Annotated in this window: 23 protein-coding genes and 1 tRNA gene; 7 read left to right on the plus strand and 17 right to left on the minus strand. The window is 63.3% G+C overall.

The genetic code is table 11. The features are described from left to right. Positions 1–366: 366 nt before the first annotated feature. From ABEG18_RS19235 to ABEG18_RS19245, 3 genes are all read right to left on the minus strand, one after another. Entirely contained in the window at positions 367–1,902 is a 1,536-nt protein-coding gene (locus ABEG18_RS19235; protein WP_406854657.1) for a DUF4214 domain-containing protein, read from the minus strand. 405 nt (positions 1,903–2,307) lie between these two features. Beyond that, on the minus strand, positions 2,308–3,228 hold the full coding sequence (locus tag ABEG18_RS19240; RefSeq protein WP_406854658.1) for an alpha/beta fold hydrolase: 921 nt from the start codon (positions 3,226–3,228) through the stop codon (positions 2,308–2,310). Next, entirely contained in the window at positions 3,225–3,560 is a 336-nt protein-coding gene (locus ABEG18_RS19245; protein ID WP_406854659.1) for a GIY-YIG nuclease family protein, read from the minus strand. The genes ABEG18_RS19240 and ABEG18_RS19245 overlap by 4 nt, the downstream gene beginning before the upstream one ends. Positions 3,561–3,678: 118 nt before the next feature. Between ABEG18_RS19245 and ABEG18_RS19250 the strand changes: the two genes are divergently transcribed. The 4 genes from ABEG18_RS19250 to ABEG18_RS19265 all read left to right on the plus strand — a co-directional run bounded on the left by ABEG18_RS19250 (position 3,679) and on the right by ABEG18_RS19265 (position 6,634). Next, the gene (locus tag ABEG18_RS19250) at positions 3,679–4,284 is read left to right on the plus strand and encodes a DUF2239 family protein (protein WP_406854660.1); all 606 of its coding nucleotides are present in this window, start codon (positions 3,679–3,681) and stop codon (positions 4,282–4,284) included. 392 nt (positions 4,285–4,676) lie between these two features. Continuing rightward, entirely contained in the window at positions 4,677–5,162 is a 486-nt protein-coding gene (locus ABEG18_RS19255; protein ID WP_406854661.1) for a hypothetical protein, read from the plus strand. Next, the gene (locus ABEG18_RS19260; protein ID WP_406854662.1) at positions 5,155–5,568 is read left to right on the plus strand and encodes a hypothetical protein; all 414 of its coding nucleotides are present in this window, start codon (positions 5,155–5,157) and stop codon (positions 5,566–5,568) included. Before ABEG18_RS19255 ends, ABEG18_RS19260 begins: the two co-directional genes overlap by 8 nt. A gap of 52 nt (positions 5,569–5,620) precedes the next feature. Then, the gene (locus ABEG18_RS19265; RefSeq protein WP_406854663.1) at positions 5,621–6,634 is read left to right on the plus strand and encodes a phospholipase D family protein; all 1,014 of its coding nucleotides are present in this window, start codon (positions 5,621–5,623) and stop codon (positions 6,632–6,634) included. On the opposite strand, the gene ABEG18_RS19270 is transcribed toward ABEG18_RS19265, so the two are convergent. From ABEG18_RS19270 to ABEG18_RS19285, 4 genes are all read right to left on the minus strand, one after another. Further along, positions 6,620–7,045 (minus strand): hypothetical protein, encoded by a 426-nt coding sequence (locus ABEG18_RS19270; RefSeq protein ID WP_406854664.1) that lies wholly within the window; start codon positions 7,043–7,045, stop codon positions 6,620–6,622. The two genes, ABEG18_RS19265 and ABEG18_RS19270, sit on opposite strands and share 15 nt — an antisense overlap. 374 nt (positions 7,046–7,419) lie before the next feature. Then, positions 7,420–7,887 carry a MucR family transcriptional regulator gene (locus tag ABEG18_RS19275; protein ID WP_406854665.1) on the minus strand — a complete coding sequence of 156 codons (468 nt, stop codon included), beginning with the start codon at positions 7,885–7,887 and terminating at the stop codon, positions 7,420–7,422. Between the two features lie 574 nt (positions 7,888–8,461). Then, positions 8,462–8,827: a response regulator gene (locus ABEG18_RS19280; RefSeq protein WP_406854666.1), complete on the minus strand. Its 366-nt coding sequence runs from the start codon at positions 8,825–8,827 to the stop codon at positions 8,462–8,464. Positions 8,828–9,087: 260 nt separating this feature from the next. Beyond that, positions 9,088–9,654 (minus strand): hypothetical protein, encoded by a 567-nt coding sequence (locus tag ABEG18_RS19285; RefSeq protein WP_406854667.1) that lies wholly within the window; start codon positions 9,652–9,654, stop codon positions 9,088–9,090. A gap of 248 nt (positions 9,655–9,902) precedes the next feature. Between ABEG18_RS19285 and ABEG18_RS19290 the strand changes: the two genes are divergently transcribed. After that, on the plus strand, positions 9,903–10,385 hold the full coding sequence (locus tag ABEG18_RS19290; protein WP_406858649.1) for a hypothetical protein: 483 nt from the start codon (positions 9,903–9,905) through the stop codon (positions 10,383–10,385). 791 nt (positions 10,386–11,176) lie between these two features. On the opposite strand, the gene ABEG18_RS19295 is transcribed toward ABEG18_RS19290, so the two are convergent. From ABEG18_RS19295 to ABEG18_RS19335, 9 genes are all read right to left on the minus strand, one after another. Further along, complete coding sequence (locus ABEG18_RS19295) at positions 11,177–11,350, minus strand: hypothetical protein (RefSeq protein ID WP_406854668.1); 174 nt, start codon at positions 11,348–11,350, stop codon at positions 11,177–11,179. A 119-nt stretch (positions 11,351–11,469) separates the two neighbouring features. After that, a complete protein-coding gene (locus ABEG18_RS19300) occupies positions 11,470–11,664 on the minus strand; it encodes a hypothetical protein (protein WP_406854669.1) in 195 nt (64 codons plus the stop codon). Between the two features lie 535 nt (positions 11,665–12,199). After that, positions 12,200–12,523: a hypothetical protein gene (locus ABEG18_RS19305; RefSeq protein ID WP_406854670.1), complete on the minus strand. Its 324-nt coding sequence runs from the start codon at positions 12,521–12,523 to the stop codon at positions 12,200–12,202. Next, entirely contained in the window at positions 12,520–12,966 is a 447-nt protein-coding gene (locus tag ABEG18_RS19310) for a DUF5681 domain-containing protein (protein WP_406854671.1), read from the minus strand. Before ABEG18_RS19310 ends, ABEG18_RS19305 begins: the two co-directional genes overlap by 4 nt. 276 nt (positions 12,967–13,242) lie before the next feature. Next, positions 13,243–14,133: a helix-turn-helix domain-containing protein gene (locus tag ABEG18_RS19315; protein WP_406854672.1), complete on the minus strand. Its 891-nt coding sequence runs from the start codon at positions 14,131–14,133 to the stop codon at positions 13,243–13,245. After that, positions 14,130–15,509, minus strand: a complete 1,380-nt coding sequence (locus ABEG18_RS19320; RefSeq protein ID WP_406854673.1) for a replicative DNA helicase — start codon at positions 15,507–15,509, stop codon at positions 14,130–14,132. Before ABEG18_RS19320 ends, ABEG18_RS19315 begins: the two co-directional genes overlap by 4 nt. A 387-nt stretch (positions 15,510–15,896) precedes the next feature. Further along, a complete protein-coding gene (locus ABEG18_RS19325) occupies positions 15,897–16,109 on the minus strand; it encodes a helix-turn-helix domain-containing protein (protein WP_406854674.1) in 213 nt (70 codons plus the stop codon). A 74-nt stretch (positions 16,110–16,183) separates the two neighbouring features. After that, positions 16,184–16,885 carry a hypothetical protein gene (locus ABEG18_RS19330; RefSeq protein WP_406854675.1) on the minus strand — a complete coding sequence of 234 codons (702 nt, stop codon included), beginning with the start codon at positions 16,883–16,885 and terminating at the stop codon, positions 16,184–16,186. Between the two features lie 98 nt (positions 16,886–16,983). Further along, positions 16,984–18,306: a tyrosine-type recombinase/integrase gene (locus ABEG18_RS19335; protein WP_406858650.1), complete on the minus strand. Its 1,323-nt coding sequence runs from the start codon at positions 18,304–18,306 to the stop codon at positions 16,984–16,986. Between the two features lie 124 nt (positions 18,307–18,430). Here ABEG18_RS19335 and ABEG18_RS19340 point away from each other — a divergent pair. Continuing rightward, positions 18,431–18,497, plus strand: a tRNA-OTHER gene (locus ABEG18_RS19340). Positions 18,498–18,511: 14 nt separating this feature from the next. Here the strand turns inward: ABEG18_RS19340 and ABEG18_RS19345 are convergent. Further along, the gene (locus tag ABEG18_RS19345; protein WP_406854676.1) at positions 18,512–18,934 is read right to left on the minus strand and encodes a hypothetical protein; all 423 of its coding nucleotides are present in this window, start codon (positions 18,932–18,934) and stop codon (positions 18,512–18,514) included. A 119-nt stretch (positions 18,935–19,053) separates the two neighbouring features. Here ABEG18_RS19345 and ABEG18_RS19350 point away from each other — a divergent pair, with 119 nt between their 5' ends. Beyond that, on the plus strand, positions 19,054–20,079 hold the full coding sequence (locus ABEG18_RS19350) for an RluA family pseudouridine synthase (RefSeq protein ID WP_406854677.1): 1,026 nt from the start codon (positions 19,054–19,056) through the stop codon (positions 20,077–20,079). Positions 20,080–20,281: the final 202 nt, after the last annotated feature.

Raw genomic sequence — 20,281 nt, forward strand, 5'->3', positions numbered from 1 at the left:
AGGCGGTTTCGTTAGCTCGAATTAGACGGAGCGATTTGAATCCTACACACCCTCCAGTCGAGGCATATCGTCCGATGTGACACATGACGCTTTATGACGCCCAAGGGGGGTGGCCCTCATGACGCGCGTACACGTGCGCGTGCGCGTAGGCGTTCATGGGGCTTTTGGCGTCATTATCCGTCATGCGTCACACCCGACTGGGGATGTAGCTGGAGCGATTTTCTGGTGATCCTCCCAGCGGGCGCGCTCCAGTGCTCCAGTCTGCACGAGTGGGGTTTTGGACTGGAGCGGATCTCTTCCCGGCGCCCCACCCTGAAAGGTGGGGCTGGGCAGGGGACGCCCGCCGGGCTGAAGAGCCCCAAGAGGCTACGCGAAGAACCCCGGCTCAAGTGAGATGCCGGTTCCAATCAGCGGGGCGACCTTCGCCACGTTCTCCGGGCTTTCCGAGAAATTGGCCAGCACGTCTGCGACACTCGTCCCGGCCTGCAGCTTGCCGATCCAATAGTCCGTGCCGCCTTGCTCGCCCGCGCGGCCAAGCACGTTGTGATAGAGCTTGTCCACGATCTGCGCATTCGAGGCGCCTGCTCCGTAAACGGCCTTGAACTCGGCGGAATTCACGAACCCCACGGCGACGTCGTGCAGAGACGTTCCTGTGTCGAGCGCGTGCACCCAGAAAGAAAGGCCGCTCTTGTCGGGAGTGCGGTTGAAGGCGGCCTGGTAAAGGCGGAATCCCTGGCCGGCGTCTCCGGCCGTATCGAAAGCGAGTATGCAGTCGGCGAACTGAAGCCGCTCAACGCCTGTCAAGGTATCTGTGCCATCTCGGCCGCTGCTAACGTCGCTGACCGACAGACTGGTCGATGATTGCTGCAGTACATACTGGCTTCTGAGCCCGCGGTAGATCGCGGTATCGATGCCCGGCCCCCCATATATGCTGTCGTTTCCTCCGCCTCCTTGGATCCGATTAGGTCCGTCGTTGCCGTTGATCGTGTCTGCACCAGACCCCGCGATCGCGTCCTCGATCACTGTCCCGTATGAGATTCCAAAACATGGTCTGGCACTGGAGGCCTGCCCTGAGAGAAAGCCTGGGCGAAGATCGAGGACAAATGCGGTGGAGAAAGTCGATACGTCGAGCTTGTCCGTTCCTCCGGCGTCGTAGATGGTTTGAAAAGGCGAGGTCGCGGTTAACTGGTACGACGTATTTCCGGCGGCCGTCCAACGGTTCGCCCCGTAGAGATACTGTAACGCCGACACCTCATTCACGCCCGGCGTAGCAGGCCAACCGGCGGCCATGGTGGATCCAGGTGGCGTCCCGTAACTCATTACCGTGAGAAAGGGACTGTCCACGGCACCCACTTGAGCGTACGTCGGATGCCCTGTTCCTCCGTCATCATGCGGGTGCTTCAAGCCAAGTGCATGGCCGATCTCATGCATAGCCATGTAAAAGACCTGCGATCCTTTGTCATGGTACTGAAAGGCCTGCGCGGAGAAGTCGTTATTGAACCATATATCTCCCTCTGCATGTTGGTATTGAGATCGACTCAGACCAAATGCCGCAATCGTCGTGTCTGCCAAAGAGAGATTGGGAAAGATTGCTCTTGCTTCAGTCGTACTGGCCCCCAGAAGTGAACTATCCCCTATGTTGAACGTGATGTCAGCTGGCGATGTGTTCCAACGGGTCTGTCCGATGTACTGAAAGTGGACATCTAAGAATTTCTCGTACTCGCCCAGAGCCGCGCTGATGACGGCCGCGGAAAGGCTGGGATCGCTCCAAATGTAAGTCTCGTTATCACCGAGGGCCCAAGTGATGGTCCGGCTTTGATCCAATTGCCAGTAGGCTCCGATCAGAGCGGCGTCGAGCGGCGTACCTGTAAGCGGCAGAAGACTGGTAGACGCGGTCGCCATGACGGGATCTCTCGCTTCAAACGAAGGGAGACGATCATGAGAAACGTAACTAAGCAACAGCTTTGACGTGGCCTTTGCAGGTAACGGGACTATCTCACCCTTCATCGTTCGAGGGCGAGGACAAGCTGCGGAGGCCCACGATGGCTACGATCCGAACGACCCGGACGCGCTGCCCTGCCTCCGGTCGTTGCTGCTCGACGTGGTCCAGTTCGGAGAGGCTGTCTGATCCGAGGGTCGGAACCAGAGCCCGCCATCATCATTGAAACTGCACTTTACCGACGACAACGGGCCCTGCAGCATCAGCCCCCTGCTGCGGGGCTTTTTCGTGCCCGGTTTTTTGGCCGAGGTACCCCCGCCAAATCGGGGCCCCACCCGCCTACTTTCGACCTTTCCACATTTCTACCTTCATGCCGAGATGGTCGAACGGCGAGCGGTTCGATCGATCGCATCGGCAATGGTCCGGTACAAGGATGGCGGCAGATCATGGCCCATCCCGGCGATCAATATCATCTCCGCACCTGGGATTGAGGCCGCGGTGTCCTCGCCACAGGCAGCAGGAAAGAGAGGATCATCCGTCCCGTGAACAACGAGGGTCGGCGCCTTGATCGCGGCGAGCCGTGAACGTCGGTCGCCAGCCGCACTAACCGCTGCGAGTTGGCGTCCAAACCCGCCCGGCGCACGGCCTCGCCGAATTTCCTCACAGAGGAGAGCACGGCAAGCCTCTTCGTCGACCGGATGAGCAGTGCCCGCAATGCACCGTGCGAAGGCGACGCCGTGATCGAGGAAGCCCGCCTTGTCCAAGGCGGGATCGGGGGCGGGACGCATCATCATCGTCATAGCGTCAGGCTTTGAAGGCGGCATGGCAGGATTTCCCGTCGCCGACATTATCGAGGTGACCGAGAGCACACGGGACGGGTGTTCGCTCGCCATGATCTGGGCGATCATGCCGCCCATCGAGCGACCAACGATGTGGGCTCGGCGGATGGATAGGGCATCAAGCAAGCCGATCGCGTCCGAGGCCATGTCATCGAGCGTGTAGGCGAGTTTTGGCCGCCGTCCTTCGGCTAGCGCCGAGGCCAAGGTCGCAAAGTCCATCGCGCCGTGCTCGGTGAAGTGGGTCGAGCGTCCTGTGTCCCGATTGTCGAACCGCACGACACGATAGCCGCGCGTCTCCAACTCGCGGCAGAAGGGGTCGGTCCAGCGGATCATCTGCGTACCGAGCCCAGCGATCAGAAGGATCGTCTCAGCTGTCTCGACGCCGAAGCTGTCATAAGCCAGGGTGATGCCGTTGGCTGCCAGATGGGCAGACCTGGGTTCCGGGCTCATATCCGGACGGCCCGGAGTTGCTCCGCCCACTTGACAACACGATCCCTCATAGACCGGTCACGGACATAGCCGATCTCTTCAGCATCCAACCGCTCGATGATTTCGAAGCTGAACGCCTCCGCTCCATGAGCATTCCACGTGCTCTGGAGCGAACGGTGCGTGTTCGTGCCCTGCCGGAGTGTGAACCAGAGGCGGTTCTGGATCTTGGAGAGGTCGGGCGCACCGCCGACCCAAACCTCACCGGACGCCACGCAGCGGACGGCGTAGATGCCGCCTTCGACCTCTCGCTTCTTGTAGGCGTTCACAGCCAACTTTCGGTCTTCGGTTCTCATCGCATGCCCTCGCAGATCGGCAGTGACGCTATCGCAAGCAATACCTTTACACAATATCATCCGGGTAAAATTGACGGCAGGGGATCTCTTCGGCTATGGAGGTCTGGATGGAGGCGCCATGCCAGACGACCTAAGGAGGACATTCACCGCGTTCGTGGGCGGGCGGCGGCTGGCCAGCGGTCGCTTGATCGACGTGGCTCTCGCCGTGAAAGCGGGGGCGGCGGAAGAAGACGACGCGATCTTGACCTTCGATGACAGGTCGGGTGCCGTCATCGACCTCGATCTGCGTGGAACCGAAGCGGACATCACCGCACGGTTCGCCGAACTCGACAATGCGGGGAACGCCACGAGCGGCGTCGAGAGCCGAGCGGATCCCGATGGTGCTCCAAGAAGCCGCGGGCGCCCGAAGCTCGGCGTCATCGCCCGCGAGGTGACGCTGCTTCCCCGTCAATGGGAGTGGCTCGCGTCCCAGCCGGGAGGCGCATCGCAAGCGTTGCGGCGGCTTGTCGACCAAGCGAGGCGGGCAGATGGGGGGCAGACCCAGACAAAGGCAGCGAGAGAGGCCGCCTACCGCTTCCTTTCGGGATTGGCTGGTGATCTGCCTGGGTTCGAGGAGGTGATCCGGGCGCTCTTCGCCGGGGATGCCGAAGGCTTTGCCGACCGCATGACTGCATGGCCGCCGGACATCCGAGCCCATGCGCTGAAGCTTGCAGCCCTCGCCTGAGCCAACAACGTAAGGTCCACCACGAGCAACGTCAGCTTCTCAGTAACCGTGTCAGAAAGCCAACAATCCGGGGACCACCTGACCCGGTCGGTAGCCGGGAAGCTGACCTTCCCAGGGCCTGCAAAGGGTCGAACGCCGTCCCCACCGTTAGCTTGATTGAGTCCGGACCCGAGTCCTTGGAAATCAGGAGAGGGGCGGCGCGCGGATGGGTGAACCTCCATGGAATTGGAACCGTTCGGGCCCGTGGGAATCGAGTCCGGATGCGCCCGCCCGTTTCTGCCTACAAGCGCCGAACCCCATCCGGCTTCATCGCTCCCTGCCTCGCCTGCCCGGCCGACCACGTGCCCAGGGGCCCGCTCTGGATCCACCAGCCGAAGCACGACGGCTTTCGGATGATCTGCCGCCGCGAAGGAACGCAGGCGCGCCTGTGGAGCCGCAACGCCCTAAACTGGACCGCACGCCTGCCGAGGATCGCCGGCGGCCTCCTGGAGCTCTCCTGCGGATCGTGCGTGCTCGACGGCGAAGCTGTCATCCAGCTTCCCGATGGGCGCGACGATTTCCACGCGCTGCGATCCAAGGTCGGCGCGGAGCACGCCATCTTGATGGCCTTCGACCTCTTGGAGCTGGACGGCCGGGATCTGCGGCCTCTGCCACTGGATGAGCGCAGGGCCGAGCTGCGGAAGCTGATCGAGACTGGGACGATCGATGGCGTCGCATTCGTCGAGGCGATGGACGATGACGGGGAGGCCCTGTTCCGGCACGCTTGTAAGCTCGGGTTCGAGGGCATTATCTCAAAGCGGAGGGACAGCCCGTATAGGTCGGGTCGCTCGCCACACTGGCTGAAATCAAAGTGCCCGGGCTACGTCCGCCATGTCTAACCGCCGATTCCCGCCGCCCTGGACCGCCGATCAAATGGCGGCGGGGTTTCGCGTCGCCGACGCCACCGGCTGCATGCTGGCGTACTGCTACGGTGACAGCACCGGCTATCGGAGCACCGGCAGCGTGATGATGTCGCCGGACCAAGCCAAGGCCATGGCCGAGCTGATAGCCAGCCTGCCAGATCTCATGCACGGCATCGGATCGGCGACGCTGCCACCCGGCGTTCAGGGCCCCTTCGAGGTCGAGGACCGGCGATCGTGGTTCTCTGTGACCGACGCCAGCGGCATTCGTGTCGCGGCGGTCTATTTCGGCGACGCTGAAGCAGGGACCCTCACCCGGGACGAGGCCCGTCGCATTGCGGCCGGGGTCTCGCGACTACCCGATTGGGTCGAACGGCCGCAATAAGAACGCCGGAACGCAGCTCTTAGGACGTCGAGCAATTCGTGGAGGAAAACCGTTGTCTGATTTTATCGCTGGAGACGAGCTTTCAAAAGCTATCAAAGATCTGATGCGAGAAGAAAATGTTCGATGCGCGGTCGCTTTTTGGGGAGTTGGCGCCGAGACGCTTCTGCCCCGATCTGACGCAAGGGTTATCTGCAACTTGAAGTCCGGCGGAACGAACCCCTGGGCACTGCGCAAACTTGCCACAGAGCAGATCCGGCAGAGTGACACTCTCCACGCCAAGGTCTACCTCGGCGCAACGGAGGCGATAGTGGCCTCGGCCAATGCCTCAGCTAACGGCCTTGGCCTCGAGGGCGAAGAACAGGCGTTCTGGACTGAGGCAGGCGTCCGGCTTTCGAACGTTACCGCTGCGTCCGATTGGTTCGAAAAGCTCTGGGAGACAAGCCGCGACATCCGCCCCGAGGACTGGCGCGCAGCGCAGGACGCTTGGCGTGCGCGTCAACGTGAAAAGACTACATCGCTTTTTAGTACGTACTATGATCAGCAACGGGAACTGCCGATGATCAATTGGGTCGTCACCGCTCCGGAGTATGAATTCTCCCAGTCGAGCGTCGAGCAGCAGCTTGGTGCCTTCAACGAGACGATCGAGCGACGGATCGATGACGGGCTCGACCTGGAGCATGCAGACGATGTCCCATTTCTGGTGGGCAAATGGGTTCTGTGTTGGCGGCGAGGCAAAGGTGGCCTGCCAAGGCAGAGAACCAAGCTGTGGTGGGTCTGCCTCAGTGACGTAGTTGTGCGCGATGCCTACCGTTACGTTGGTGAGAGCGAGCCGCACGACGTGGTGTTGGGCGCTGAGGTTCGCCCGCCAGCGCCCTTCGACGCGACCGAAAAACGATTTGAAATGGCGTTCCGGGATGTGCTGACTCGCCCAGACTACGCAGCCCTTGTTGAGGAAGATTACACGACTCCTTGGTTTGCCTCACATGCACAATTGGTCGGTCGATTCTGGCGCGACTTGAAAGAGCGGTACGACGAGTTGCCCAAGAACGACTCAAGCACCGGGTAGAAACCTGGCAGTAGCTTGAGGAACGCGGAGCGCCCGGCGAACCGAACGGCCCGGAATGCGGGCATCTAGTTCGATCTGCGGTGCTTGCGCCAAAAGCTTGCTCATGATGGTCGACGCGGATTTCGGACGAGCAGCAGCCAGAGCGGCCGTGAGCCAATCCGCCTTGCTCTGGGTAACGCGTCCGCGTGGGTCGACACCCCACAGGGTGAACTGCCCGACTGCGTCGACCAGGTAGTCGTTCCAGTCGCGATCGGCGCGCGCCAGTGCGCCGTCAACGGCCAGGAGCAGCTCGGCCTCCTCCGTCGTGGTGATCCGCTGGGGAAGCACGTCGCGCTGCAGCCGGCGAAGGTCGGCGAAGCCGATGCGGTTCGTCTCCAAAGCCTTAGTGGCGAAGTCGCGAAGAGCGCTCATGCGTGATCCTCCCGTGGCTTCCATGGATGACGGGCAAACCCTTGCGAGGCCTGAATGCGTGGCGCAGCCAGGCGGAATGTTGGTGGGGTGGTTAGGGGTTGGTGGACGTCCTGAGGATCGTCTGCGGGGCCGCTCTGGTCAACGTGAACAGACCGCGACAGCGTCGGCCGATGCCTCCTCGCCACAGTCGCGCCGGGGCTGTTGCTCGCGCAAGCCTTTGTGCCTGAAGGGCTCTCGCCGGAAAGTTTTCGTTAACGATGCTGGCCCAAGCCTCGGGCCACAGGAGTTTTGGTCCCTCTCCTGAATCGGGAAAAGAGTTCGGCCCCGTTTCGTGACGGGGCCGAACTTTCTGGAACCATGCGGCTGTGTGTGCCTCAAGCGGCCTTGGCGGCTTTTGGCGGACGCCCCCGCTTCGCCTTCGGAGCGGGCACCTCGACGGGCGCTGCAGGCTTGCGGCCCAGGCCCATGCTCCTGGCCAGTGCGGAGCGAGCCTCGGCGTAGTTCGGCGCTGTCATTGGGTAGTCGCTCGGCAAGCCCCACTTGGCTCGGTACTCGGCCGGCGTCATGCCGTATTTGGTCATCAGGTGGCGCTTGAGCGATTTGAAGCTTTTGCCGTCTTCAAGGCAGATGATCGCGTCCGGCGTTACGGATTTCTTGATCGAGACGGCCGGCCTTTGCGCGACCGGGGGCTCTTCCACTTTGCCGCTCACCAACGATGTCAGCGCGCCATGGACGCTGGCGATGAGAGCGGGGATGTCGTTAGCCGAAATAGAGTTGTTGGCGAGATACGCGGTCACAATGTCGGCGACGAGATCAAGTGTATTCTCGGGGAGTTCGGTCACTTCATGCTCCTAGGCTTCGGAGCATCTAGAGGTAAGTAGCTCAGAATACAAGCCGGTTTCGGCGTGGCGGTCGTTACAGTTTTGACAGCACGCCGAATTCGCAGGTGCCATTTCGCCGCCGGGCCGAGCCGATCAGATCCCAACGATCACCATAGCGACAAACAGGAAAGCGGCTGCAGCGTGAGGTCAAACAGTCGCTGGGTCGGATGCATGTGAAGCACCTCGCTCGCTTGGTCCTAGTCTAAAAAGCCCTGCGCGCGGTGATGCCTTCCGCGGCAGGGCCTTAGTTTGGAGGGTTACAGAGGCGTCGTATGCCAACTAACTCCGGCTTCTTGAACGTGTTCCGGCGCCAGCCCTAGCCTGATGGCTTAGGCCGCACGCATGCGGTACTGCGGCGGAGGTTCACGTGTTCCAGGGGGTGTAGTTTGGCAACAGCGGAACAAGCACATAGGTCAGCCCCGCTGCGAGTATGAGCAGGAAAAGCGAAAACAGGATCCACCCGTTCTCGTTTGCCCGCCAAAAGTTCTCGCCGTCGCCGGTATCTCAGGGCCGGGGCCCGCGAGTCCGTGCCCAACTAGGCCGACCCGGTCATCTGCCTCAACATGGCGACGAGCAGTCGGTCAGGGACGGGCTTTGGCAGAAAGGGAACGCCGTCCGGCAGCTCTGGCGGCGCCTCAAAGCAGCCTGAGACCATGATGATGGGAAGATCCGGCCAAGCGTCACGCAATTCCCGTGCGAAGCCTATGCCGTCCAACTCTCCGGGCATGTCGATGTCAGAGGTAACAGCAGAGATCCCCGGCCGATTGTCGATACAGGCAAGCGCTTCAGCAGCATCTCCGGCCTGAATAACGAGAAATCCATTATCGACCAGCATCTCTGCCAGAACGAACCGGAACAGAAGATTGTCATCGACTATGAGAGTCGTGCATTTATCTTGCATTCTACGCATCGCATTACCGCGAACACGTTTTCGTGAATGCGAGTCATATACAAGAGTTGTCGCGTCGGGGCAGCTATGCGTTCTGCGGAGCCTCAGGAGCGGTGGAGCGCCCTCTACAAGCGCCTCGACCAGTTCTGCCGGGACAGGGGCTTCCCGCTGACGGCTGTCTGGAGCCGCGAGAGCAGGGCCGACACGGACGGGTTGGGAGAGCACTGCCACATCCTGTTGCACTCGCCGGGGGAGCACTGGAGCAGCTTGTTTTACCCCACCTTGCGGGCCGAGCCTTCGAACCCGGCGTCTTCCCACTCGATCACGAGCTTGCCGCCCAGAATGTCGATCGCTCGCTCCATGTAGCGCAGCAACTTGGGCCTGGCCCAACTCCGGAAAAACCCCCTGCTCTTGGCCTCTTCGTCCAGATCACAAATCGAAAATCCGAGTTGAAAGGCCCTCAGCCTAATCTCATCCACGAGTGGATCTCCCATTTTTGCAGGAGGCCGGGGTCGACGTTTCGCCCCGTAGTAGCTCGCAGCATGCAAGATGGAACTGAGCGAACGGCCGGGAAATGCCTCCGTTAGTTCAGCGCTGCTCGCGGTCGGCCGCATCTTTTTGAGCCGCTTCAGATCGACGGCGGACCAGACCATCCTCCGCGGAGCGATGCCTAGGGTCACCCCGCGAGACTTCACGGCCTGGAATGTTCGATGCGGAAGCGCAGCATGGGCCGCGCGCTTGTCGGGGTAATAGGCCTTCAGGATGGCGTCTTCTTCGGGGGTCCAGAGCTTCTGACCGAACAGCTCACCCGTTTTGATCATTCGCTCCCGGATGATCACGGACTGAAGCGCCCCGCGGTCCATTGTCCCGTATCTCGGTCTCGGCATCATCGCCTCCCTGACCAAAAGAGGAGAATGGAACCCCCCGGGCCTGCCGGAATCGAGTCGGGATGCAGTTTCGTCCTCGCATTCCACCGGGCAGGCTTCGCACACCCCCCGGCTTCATCCCGCCATGTTTGGCCTGTCCGGCCGAGCGCGTTCCGTCTGGGCCGCTCTGGATCCACCAGCCCAAGCACGATGGGTTCAGGATGATATGCCGCCGTGCTGACTCAGAGAGCCGCCTGTGGAGCCGAAACGCCCTCAACTGGACCGGGAGACACCCCAGGATCGCGACGGGCCTCCTGAGCCTTCCCTGTGGCTCCTGCGTGATCGACGGCGAGGCGGTGGTCCAACTGCCCGACGGTCGCGACGACTTCCACGCTCTCCGCTCAGCCGCCGGCGGGCGCCACGCGATCCTCATGGCCTTCGACCTCCTGGAGCTTGATGGTCGGGATCTCCGCCCCCTTCCGCTCGATGAGCGCCGCGCCGAGCTGCAGCGCCTTTTGGCCGCCCCGGTCGACGGCATCGCCTTCGTGGACGCGATGGCGGAGCAAGGGGAGGCGTTGTTCCGCCATGCCTGCGCCTTGGGCTTGGAGGGTATCATCTCGAAACGCCGGGACAGCCCGTATCGGTCCGGCCGTTCCCCGACCTGGCTGAAGTCGAAGTGTCCTGGTTATGTCCGCCACGGCTGACACGCGGGCTAGGCCTCCGAAAATTCGGGCGCATCGTTGATCGCTCGGGTACAACGGCGTTTCGGCTCGACTGGCTCAAACCTCAAGCTAGCGCAGCACTTTAGTGAGGGATCAGATGAAATTGATAGTCTCGGCACTTGTCGTGCTGGTCGCGCCGTCCCTTGCAGTTGCAGCCGACGCTGTTTCGGTCGCGAAGGCGTCAGTACAGCAAGCGCTACGTGAGCCTAAGTCAGCGCGTTTCATCGATGCTACGGCGAGGCAGACTACCGACATGAAGGGCAGGCAAGTTCAGGTGGTTTGCGGCTCAGTCAGCGCGCGCAATGGCGCTGGCGGGATGTCCCCTGCCATCCGGTTTGTCTACATGGTCGACGCACGACACTTGAGCTTCGCGGGAGGGAACGACGTACTCCTTCAACCGGACGATCTCGGCATTGGGCCAATGGCTGTCTCAAATCTCTGCCGTTGATTGCGGCAGACTGGCTCAAGTCGGGAGTGTCCCGACTGTGTTCGCCACGGGTGAGTTGGAAGGATCCTCATGCCGTCACTTTGGGCAGTCGCGATCATCGGGATCATCACGTTCATAGGCTTGGCGTAAATTGTCGGCCGCGCTCACCGGGAAGCCCTTAGCGTCGGCGGGTGGTCCACCTTTGGAGCATTTGCTGCGGCTGTGGCCGCGTTTGTCGTCAGCTTTCTCGTCCTACTCTCGCAGATGTCGAGCATCGACGGGCTCGAAAGGCGTATTGCCAAGCTGGAGCAAACACTGCCGAGCCGCTGAGCAGGCCGGTTGCCGCCTAGTTCAGGGTGAGCGAGGTCGGCGGCGTCGCTGCGGTCTGGGGAAGTTTCCACTCTGGCCCGGCGTTCTGCTTCGGAACCCCCGCCACGTCGCGGATGCTTGGCGTCCAGTGTGAGGCGGCGACGGCGTCGCGGACGCGCGGGCAGAGCAGGGCGAGGCGTTGTTTCGTCAAGGCATCATCAGCGAGCGCTGAGACAGTCCAGGTCCGGGCGGTCCCAGACCTGGCTGAAGTCGAAGTGGCCCGGATACATCCGCCACGGCTGACATGCGGTGCGCTGGAGCCCCGGCCCCCTACTGCACCCGCAGGGGCGGCGGTGTTTCCTCAGCCTGGGCCAGCTCACGAAGTAGGATCAGGATTTTCGGAGGCAGAGGCTCGTCAACGGCGTCGTGCCAAAACTCCCAAAGGGCCTGCTCGATCATGAGGGCGTGCTGCTCGCCAGCCATCACCTCGGCGTCCGGTTCCATCCGATCCGCCTTGTCAGCCATCGCCTCCCCGTGCTGACAGAAGATCGCAGCCTCCGCATCGTTCTATGTGGGGACGGGAAAGCGCGGAAACGGGCGCGTTCCCTGCCCGTTCCCCTGAACTGATCTGGATCAGCAAGGGAGTGCTCTATTGAGGGGTGAAGAGTGAACCATTCCGCCTAGTTCAGGGTCCGCGAGGTCGGCGGCGTAGCGGGGGTTTTAAGAGGTTTCCACTCTAAACCGGCGTTCTGCTCCGGAACGGCTGCGACCTCCAGGATGCGCTTGGCTTCGAGCGTGACGGCTGCGACGCTGTCCGTTGCGTATAAGCGGGCGATGCTGGCCAGCGACCCATGCTCCTCATCGAGGTAGCGGAGCCGTTCGGCTGTGAGCCGGGCCGGGCAGATCCCGCATTCGACGCTGTTGCTCTATCGCCCCGGTCGTCCCTCACCCTGAAGGGGGGATGCTCTCACAGCGTCCCCCGCCCTGTGCGCGCTGAAAGTTGGAGAGGGGACCGGCCGACGGAGCCGGTCCCTTTCTGTGAGACTGCAAGGCTCTGCGGTCATTCCGCCGGGATCAGCCCCATCTCGTGTTCAGGCTCGCGAACCGGCTTTCCGGCCTCCTTGTCCAGCAGGTAGAAGACGTACTCTTCATGCGTCTGGAACGGCCAAACCCAGTAGTAGCCGTCCATGAACAGATCGGGCGACGCCTCGGAGTCCAGGCCCCAATTCCACACATCGTCGGCGCCGCTCATGATGCCGGCCTTGCGGAGGCGAGCCACGGCGTCGTCAAGCGCGTCCTCGGCGACATGCACCACGAAGGTGCGCGGTCCGACGGCACCGACGGCGCGTTCCAGTTTCGCCAGTCTGGCTCCGATCCGGCTCATTGGTTCGTCTTCTCCTCAAGGCGGGCCAGGCGTTCTTCCAGTTCGGTGGCCTCCAGGATCTTGGTGTAGGTCTCCAGCACCTTCACGACGTCGGCGGCCTCCAATGGCGTGAGGTCCCCGGCCGCGACGGCGTCGAGAATGGCCGAGGCTGCGTGCTTGGCGTCGGCGGCGGATGCGATCTCCGGAAGGTGGAACGCGACCGTCCGGTCCTTGCGAGTTGGGCAGAGCCGGTCCATGCACAGCCGCAGGGCCGTGACGTCGCCGGCGAGAGCAAGGTCAACCGCCTTGCGGGCCAACGCCTCAGCCTCGCCCTCCAGCAGAGCCTCCATGGCCAGCGTCGTGGCGTTTCGGGCGCCCTTTGGCTTCCCGTTCGGGTTCCCGCTCTGGCCGGGCTGGAAGGGGCGGCCCTTGGCCTTGGGCCTCTGTGGCTCACTGGCGTTCATGGCTGAAGCTCCGCTGAGACCCAGATTTGCCGGATCTGAACTCAAGCAGAATGCCCTCGCACATCTGCGTTGCGACTTCTCCGTGAAGCATGGGGTATCCGGGAAGCATCGTCATTGAATCGGCCCTCTCTTGATCTGATCCGATTCTACCTTTACGCCTGTCCTTTCACAACGACACGACGTGGCGTACTTGGGTTGCGGGTAACAAAACTGCGTGCGCTTGAATTTCTAGTGACAGGAGAGGAACTCGAACCGCTCGTAGGACAACACCCGCGATTAGACTACCTTCCGTGGGCTTGGGTCGCTGGCGTTGCGCAAATGGGCCGGAAAGTTCGTCATTGGGTCATCGGGATCTGGTCCCCAAGACGATGCCCAGCTTCCGGTTCGCCGCCAGCGTTCAAGCCGACGGCGCCAGATCTCGTCACTGGCGACCAGCTTCGGTTCGGGCGTGGCCGCGTCATCGTCGTCCTGCCAAGCCTCCTCCCTCAGCCACTTGCGGGCGTGAGGAACGAACCGGAGCTCCGAGCCCGACCGCTTGGCCCAGTGAGCGGCAAAACGAACCGCTCCAGCGAGTATTGCTTCGGGATCCGATCCGCGACGCACGGCCGCCGCGAACTCGGCCCTGGCCGGCTTTTTCGGATTCGGACCCTCCCGCTTCGGGTATGTGGCCCAGAAGCGATGAAACGGCTCTTCGAGGTCAGGTTTCGGTGCTTGAGCCTTTTGCGCTTTCGCTCGTTTGGTCGCTCGAGCGACCGAAAGAGAGAGTGATGGTTCTAGTAAGGGTTCAAGGGGTGCACCTCGTGCACCATCCCCCTGCACCTCGTGCAGGAGGGGGTGCACGTCGTGCAGGGGGGGTGGTGCATCTGGCGCACCCAGGGGTGCACGTCGTGCACCCACCCCCTGCATGTTCAGGACGAACAAATTGGACGTGTTCGACTGATCGGTCCGAACCCTGTGCTGACGGCTGAGAAGTCCGAGGTCCGCCAACTCGCTCAGCGCCTTCCTTACGGCGCGTTCACTCAGGTCCGTGTCGACACAGAGCTGCCTAACAGAGGGAAACGCCTGTCCGGTTTGATCGGCGTAATCGGCCAGCACGAGAAGGACGATCTTTCGCGAGCCGCTCCCCGTTTTTTGGCCTTTGGCCCATGCGATCGCGGCGTTGCTCATGCGCCGAGCTCCGCGACGGCATTGCAGGGCAGCGAGGCGAACAGCTGGAATCGTCCCGTTGGCCCCTGACGCTGCTTCAGGACCTCGATCTCGATTTGATCCTGAGCGTCGAAGAGACGCTGCTCCTGCTCGGGCGTGAGGTTCGGCAGCCGCTCGAGGTAGTAGCCCTCCCGGTAAGCCGCGATCACCACATCCGCGTCTTGCTCGATGGAACCGGAGTCGCGCAGATCCGAGAGTACAGGCCGCTTGTCGTCCCGCCGCTCAACCTCTCGGCTTAGCTGTGAGAGGGCCATGACGGTGCAGCCCAGCTCTTTGGCGAGAGCCTTTAGGCCGCCCGAGATTTCCGAAACCTCGTTCACGCGGTTGCCGGCATAGCGGGTCGAAGGCCTGACAAGACCGATATGGTCGACCACGATGAGCCGGAGCTGCGTGCCCCCCCTTTCGCAGCGAGACTTCCATTGCCTTGCCCGAGCCGAGACCTGGCCCAGCGTCATCCCCGGCTGTTGCTCGATTTGGAGATGCAGGTTCGCCATGCGGCCCTTGGCATGATGGAGCCGCTCGACCTCATCATTGGACAGGCTGGCCGCCTCTGCGATCCGTCGATAGGTGAGCGCCGTCCGGCGGCCGTCGAACGCCAGAGCGGCTAGAGCGCGCGCCGCCAGCTCGTCGGCTGACATCTCGAGGGAGCAGCAGAACACTCCATTCTCGCGCGCCGCATTCAGTGCAATGGCGAGCGCGAGTGTGGTTTTGCCCATGCCGGGACGACCAGCCAAGATGACAAGTTGGCCGGGATAGAAGCCGCCGGTGAGGCGGTCGAGCGAGGGCAGCCCCGAAGGTGTTCCGCGCCGCTTGCCTCCGCCACGAACGCGATCGAGCTCGGCCAGCACGCTTGCTGTAGCTGCCTGAAGGCTGACGGCCGGCGTCGATCCTCGGCCGGCAGACGCGATCGTGTCGAGTGCTCCAATGGCGTCCGCAGCCACTTCCGCGGGCCGACTTGCTGGCGCCTCCGCTGCGACGGCGAGCTCCGACGCGACGGCTTTGATCCTGCGCTTGTCAGCCTGCCGCCGAATTTCCAACGCGTACTCGCGGGAATTCGCTGTGGTGGTCGCGTTTGCGGCGAGCCGGGCGATGTACTGAGCCACGGTCATGCCGCCGAGGTCGTGATCGCCGATGGCCATTCTGAGCAGGGCGACATCGAAACCGCCCCCCTCGTCCCGGCGCGCCGTCATCGCGTCGAACAACAGCTTGTGGATCGGCTCGCCGATATCGTCGGAAACCACGATTCCGCGGATCCGGTCGATTGTAGCTGGATCGACCAGAGCAGCCCCGAGAAGGGCCTGCTCCGCCTGGAGAGCGTCTTGCGTAAGGGCGCTCATGACCGCCCTCCCACCGGCTGCAGCCGTTTGCCTTCACGAGCGCTCCACCAGCTAGCGGCGAAGTCGCGCTTCATCCTCTCGGTAAGGAGGCGAAAGGCCTGCTCGTCCGAAGGAAGAGCGCCAGGAACTAGTTGTACGGTCCGGCGGTCACGAAATTTGAATTGGGAGGTCATGCGCGGCCTCCGAATCCCGTGATGTCGGCGATGGCCCCCGCAAGAGCGGAGGAGATCAGGTAGCGCCTCGCTAGCCATTCCACTGCGAGCCGCTGTGTGTTATGCTTTTCCCCGTACAGACCCGCGCCTACGCAAGGCCTGCCGAGCCCGGTTTCGATCCCCTCCGCTTGGCCGCGCAAGGATCGAACCGGGTTCTGCTTTGCCCCCATCGTGGTCAAGCCGCCTTGGACTTGGACGGGGTGAGGTCGGGAAAGCTGGCGAGCCAGGCCTTGAGTTCATCCCGCAGGATGATCGTACGGCGTCCATATTTCTTGGCCCTAAGCTCGCCTGCCGCGAGGGCCTCATAGAGTTTCGAGCGGCTCACGCCCGAAGTCCGCACCGCGTCCGGGACAGACAGCCCAAGCTCTTCAATTCCGCTGGTGGACATTCCTGCTTCTCCTCAAGTCCGCCGATGTCTGCGGACCGCCAGGAGTTAAGCTGGAGCGGACTTCTCAGTACTCGTCAGTTCTCCTCTTGATGGGATCTGCGAAGAACTGCCAACGCGCGGTCGATCGTCGCGAGTTGGACTTCGAGTCCCGGCATGCCCGACGACCTGAAATGCGCGTTCACGGCGCGGCGAAGCGTTTCCCGATTCACGCCTACAGGTGGGCGATTGGGGTATAGAACTCGAAGGGCTTCAACGGTCGGGTCAACCTTATTTGACCGCTTGATCACCCTCGCGGCTGGCACCGGCCGGTTCGGGAAGACATTTGGCTCGACACCCGTGATCCTCGGCGGGAACACCTGCATCAGCTCGGAACTCGCAATTTGAACGTCTACCATTCTGGCGCCGCTTGCGTCGCAGATGACGGTTTCGTCGGTGTGTGTACGGCCAACGCGCCAGCTGTCCTGGAATCTGAGAGGATCGATTTCGCGCCTGACGCCTGCTTCCGAAATATCGTACGCGGAAACTTGCCCTTTCCGGAGAGCAGCCAAAAGAGCGCGTCCAGCCTTAGCGAAGTCCTGCTCTGGCACAGCGATGTCAAACAGGTCTAGATCGAATGTTCCCGAGAACGGTAGCCCCATCTCTTCGATCCGGAACTCTTCCCAGAGAAGTCGGACAGCCTGCAAATCTCGCGTGACGATCCAGGCCAGAGCCATATCCAACGTCCAACGAGGCCGCCCAGATACATCGACCAACGAAACCAGGTCTTCTTCCAGCATTTCAAAGCACCTTGCCGCACCGGAAAGAAAGCACGGGGAAGCCGAGGGTGCTCTCGGTTTGTCGGCTGGCCGGCCTATCCCCGTGCATCTCTGGTAGTTCAGGCCTTCCGCTCAAGGGAGATGACCCGGGCAGGTGATCTGGTGAGCGGCACGACCGCTTTGGCAGCGAGTTCGTCCAAGGCGTCGACTACGAACGCAGCGTAGTGACGTTCGACCATAGCTGACGACGTATCGTGAAGCGCAGCAACCAACCGAACAGGGAGGCCCGCTCGCAGCCCGCGCACAATTGACGAGTGGCGAAGCGCATACGGGACTGTGTCGCTGGGCAGGCCAGCAGCCTTGACAATCGGCGCCCACATTCGCGAAAGCTCCGAGGCAGCACGCCACGGTCCGCGATTATCCCGGTGCCAAAGCCCCGACGCGGTCTGAACCGAGCGCCACCGTAGTAAGAGCGGCTCCGGCCCCTTGCGTCCGCTAATAGCTGGGCGGAGAGCCTCGATCACATCGTCGCCTACGCGCACTCCGATGCGATCCGTCCGCTTGGGTCCGCGCCCCTTGCGAGACGTGGGCACCATAAGGCGGCTCTCGGCGGGCTGCACATCCGCCACGGTCATACGCGCCACTTGCGAAAAACGCGCACCCGTCGCCGCGAGCACCAGGATCAGCCTAGCAACGTCGCCGTCGTGGGCGCCTGCCTGATCCGCCTCCCAGGCCGCCGTGATCATTCGACGGACATCGGCATCCGAGAGCACCTGCCGTCGGGGCTCTGCCTGGACGATCTCATCCGCTTTCAGCCCGGCCCTGATCGTACCTGCGAGATCGGCCGGCAGTCGAACACGGTGGGTGAGCGCCGCTGCGTTGAGGGCAGCCTTCAGGTCGTTGACCAGCCGGCGGACAGAAGCTGGGGCGAGGTCATCGGGGATCTGTTTGCGCCACTGGCGAAGCGCAGTCTCATCGATCCGGTGCAGGGGCTGTTTCGCGAGATCCGTCCCGAGCACATACCGCTGCAGCCTTGACCGAGCATCGCGCTTCAATCCACCGGAGCCCGCGTTCGCTCGCTCGCGAGCCTCCCTCATCTCGAGATAGGCATGGATCGCGCTCGTGACCGTCGCCAGCGGGCCAGCCGCTTCGGCGCGTTCATCCGCGCGGGCCTTCTCGACATGAGCGCGGGCGCGGCTCACAGCCTGATTGAAATCGATGATGTCGCTGCCGTCGGCCTCGAACGCGTCGTCCGCGGTCGCCAGGGTCGCTTGCGCATATGAGCCAGAGCCCTTGTACCAGCGCACCAGCCATCGGCCACCGCGCACGCCCTTGCGGTAGCCCAAGTGCGTGTCGGGATCGATCGAGCGCCAGTGGCTGCCGGAAGGCAACTTGGAACGGGCATTCCTAGTCGTCAGCGCCGCCTCTTTGAGAACCTTCACCAACCCAGCCGCCCCACTTGTCCAATATGCGTCAAATATACGCTGCCGCACTGAGCCGGACAATCATGGACACGGAGCCTTGCACAAGCTTGTTTTTGGCCGACTCTCGTGGATGAGGGCGGACGTTGATGACCCGGATCATTCGCCCTCTCACGGCGAAAACAGGGGTTCGAGTCCCCTTGGGAGCGCCAAGCCTTCTTACCTATCACTTGTCCTGCGACACCCGGATCCGGCCGATCTCGGCCATGGTGCGATTGTCGAAGAGGATGACCAGCGCCCCGTCGGGGCCGTCGGCCGTGACGGCGAGGCGGCCGTCGCCGAGGGTGGTGGAGACCAGCCTGTAGCCGGGCGGCAAGGCGGCCTGCACGGGCGGGCGGGCGGGGCGAGCCTCGCCCGGGAGCGCGGGAGGCGGCGCGAGGGCGGCGGCGTCCGGCTTCGATCCCCTGAACGCCCGGATGGCCAAGGTGGCGAAAACCACCACGAGCAGCGCCACCAGGATGACGCCGAGCGTGATCACCACCATCTTGAGGGCCATGAGGCGCGACGCCTCCTTGGCCTTCGCGGCGGCCGTGGCCGGATCGTCGTCGGCGGCAGGGTGGGAGGCGGGCGTGAAATCGGCGGGAGTCATGCTGGGCGCTTGCTGAAGAGGGCGGAGTGTCGGATAGGACACCGCTCCCGGGAAGAACCAGGGAGCGGCCGGTCTGCCCCGCCATGAGCGGCGACCCAGGCGAAGCGGAAGGACGAAGCGTGCACGCGACAGAGACCGAGGCCCCGGCGGAGGGCCGCCTGGCGTGTGTAGCCCGGCCGGAAGACAAAGGCGAGCGGCTGGACAGGTTCCTGGCCCGCAACGTGCCGGCCCTGTCGCGGACGCGCCTCAAGGGCCTGATCCTCGACGGCAAGGTCAGCATCGACGGCGCCGTGCAGGACGATCCCGGCCGCAAGGTCGACGCCGGGCAGGAGATCGCGGTTGACATTCCGCCCGCCGTCCCGCCGGAGCCGGAGGGCGAAGCGATCCCGCTGGAGGTCGTCTACGAGGACGACCAGCTGCTGGTCATCGACAAGCCCGCCGGGCTGGTCGTGCATCCGGCCGCGGGCCACGACACCGGCACGCTGGTCAACGCGCTGATCGCGCATTGCGGCGACAGCCTGTCGGGCATCGGCGGGGTCAAGCGGCCCGGCATCGTGCACCGGCTCGACAAGGACACCACCGGCCTGCTGGTCGTCGCCAAGACCGACCGGGCGCACAAGAAGCTGGCCGAGCAATTCGCCGACCATGGCCGCACGGGACCGCTGGTGCGGGCCTACCGGGCGATCGTGTGGGGCAAGCCGGACCGCAAGCACGGCGTCGTCGACGCCAACCTGGACCGCTCGACCAAGCACCGCGACCGCATGGCCGTCGTGTCGCGCGAGAAGGGGCGCGAGGCGATCACCCATTACGAGGTCGAGGAGGTGTTCGCCGGCTCCAACGGCGAGCCGGTCGCCAGCCTCGTCATCTGCCGGCTGGAGACCGGGCGCACCCACCAGATCCGCGTGCACATGGCCCATATCGGGCATCCGCTGATCGGCGACCGCCTCTACGCCTCCGGCTTCCGCACCAAGGCGACGCTGCTGGCGCCGGACGCCAGGGCGGTGGTGGAGGGCTTCCCCCGCCAGGCCCTGCACGCGGCGGAGCTGGGCTTCGCCCACCCGGTGACGGACGAGGAGATGATGTTCACGAGCGAACCCCCGGCCGATCTCGAGGCGCTCGCCGCCGCCCTGCGCAAGGCGGCGTGAGACAGCAGCGGTCGCCATGCGTCAACGAACCCTGCCGAACCTCGTCGCGCTTCGCGCATTAGCGGGACGAGGCCCCCGTGGCGCTCGCCGATGTGATGAGGGGCGAAGCTTCGCCCTCTTTCGGCCAATGTCACGCCGATGATAGACTGTTGTCGTGGCCGTGCTTCGTGGCGGCCCGTGATGGCCTGCTTGCGAGGGGCCA

It is taken from the genome of Alsobacter sp. KACC 23698 (genome assembly GCF_045348435.1).
Classification (GTDB): Bacteria; Pseudomonadota; Alphaproteobacteria; order Rhizobiales; family Beijerinckiaceae; genus Alsobacter.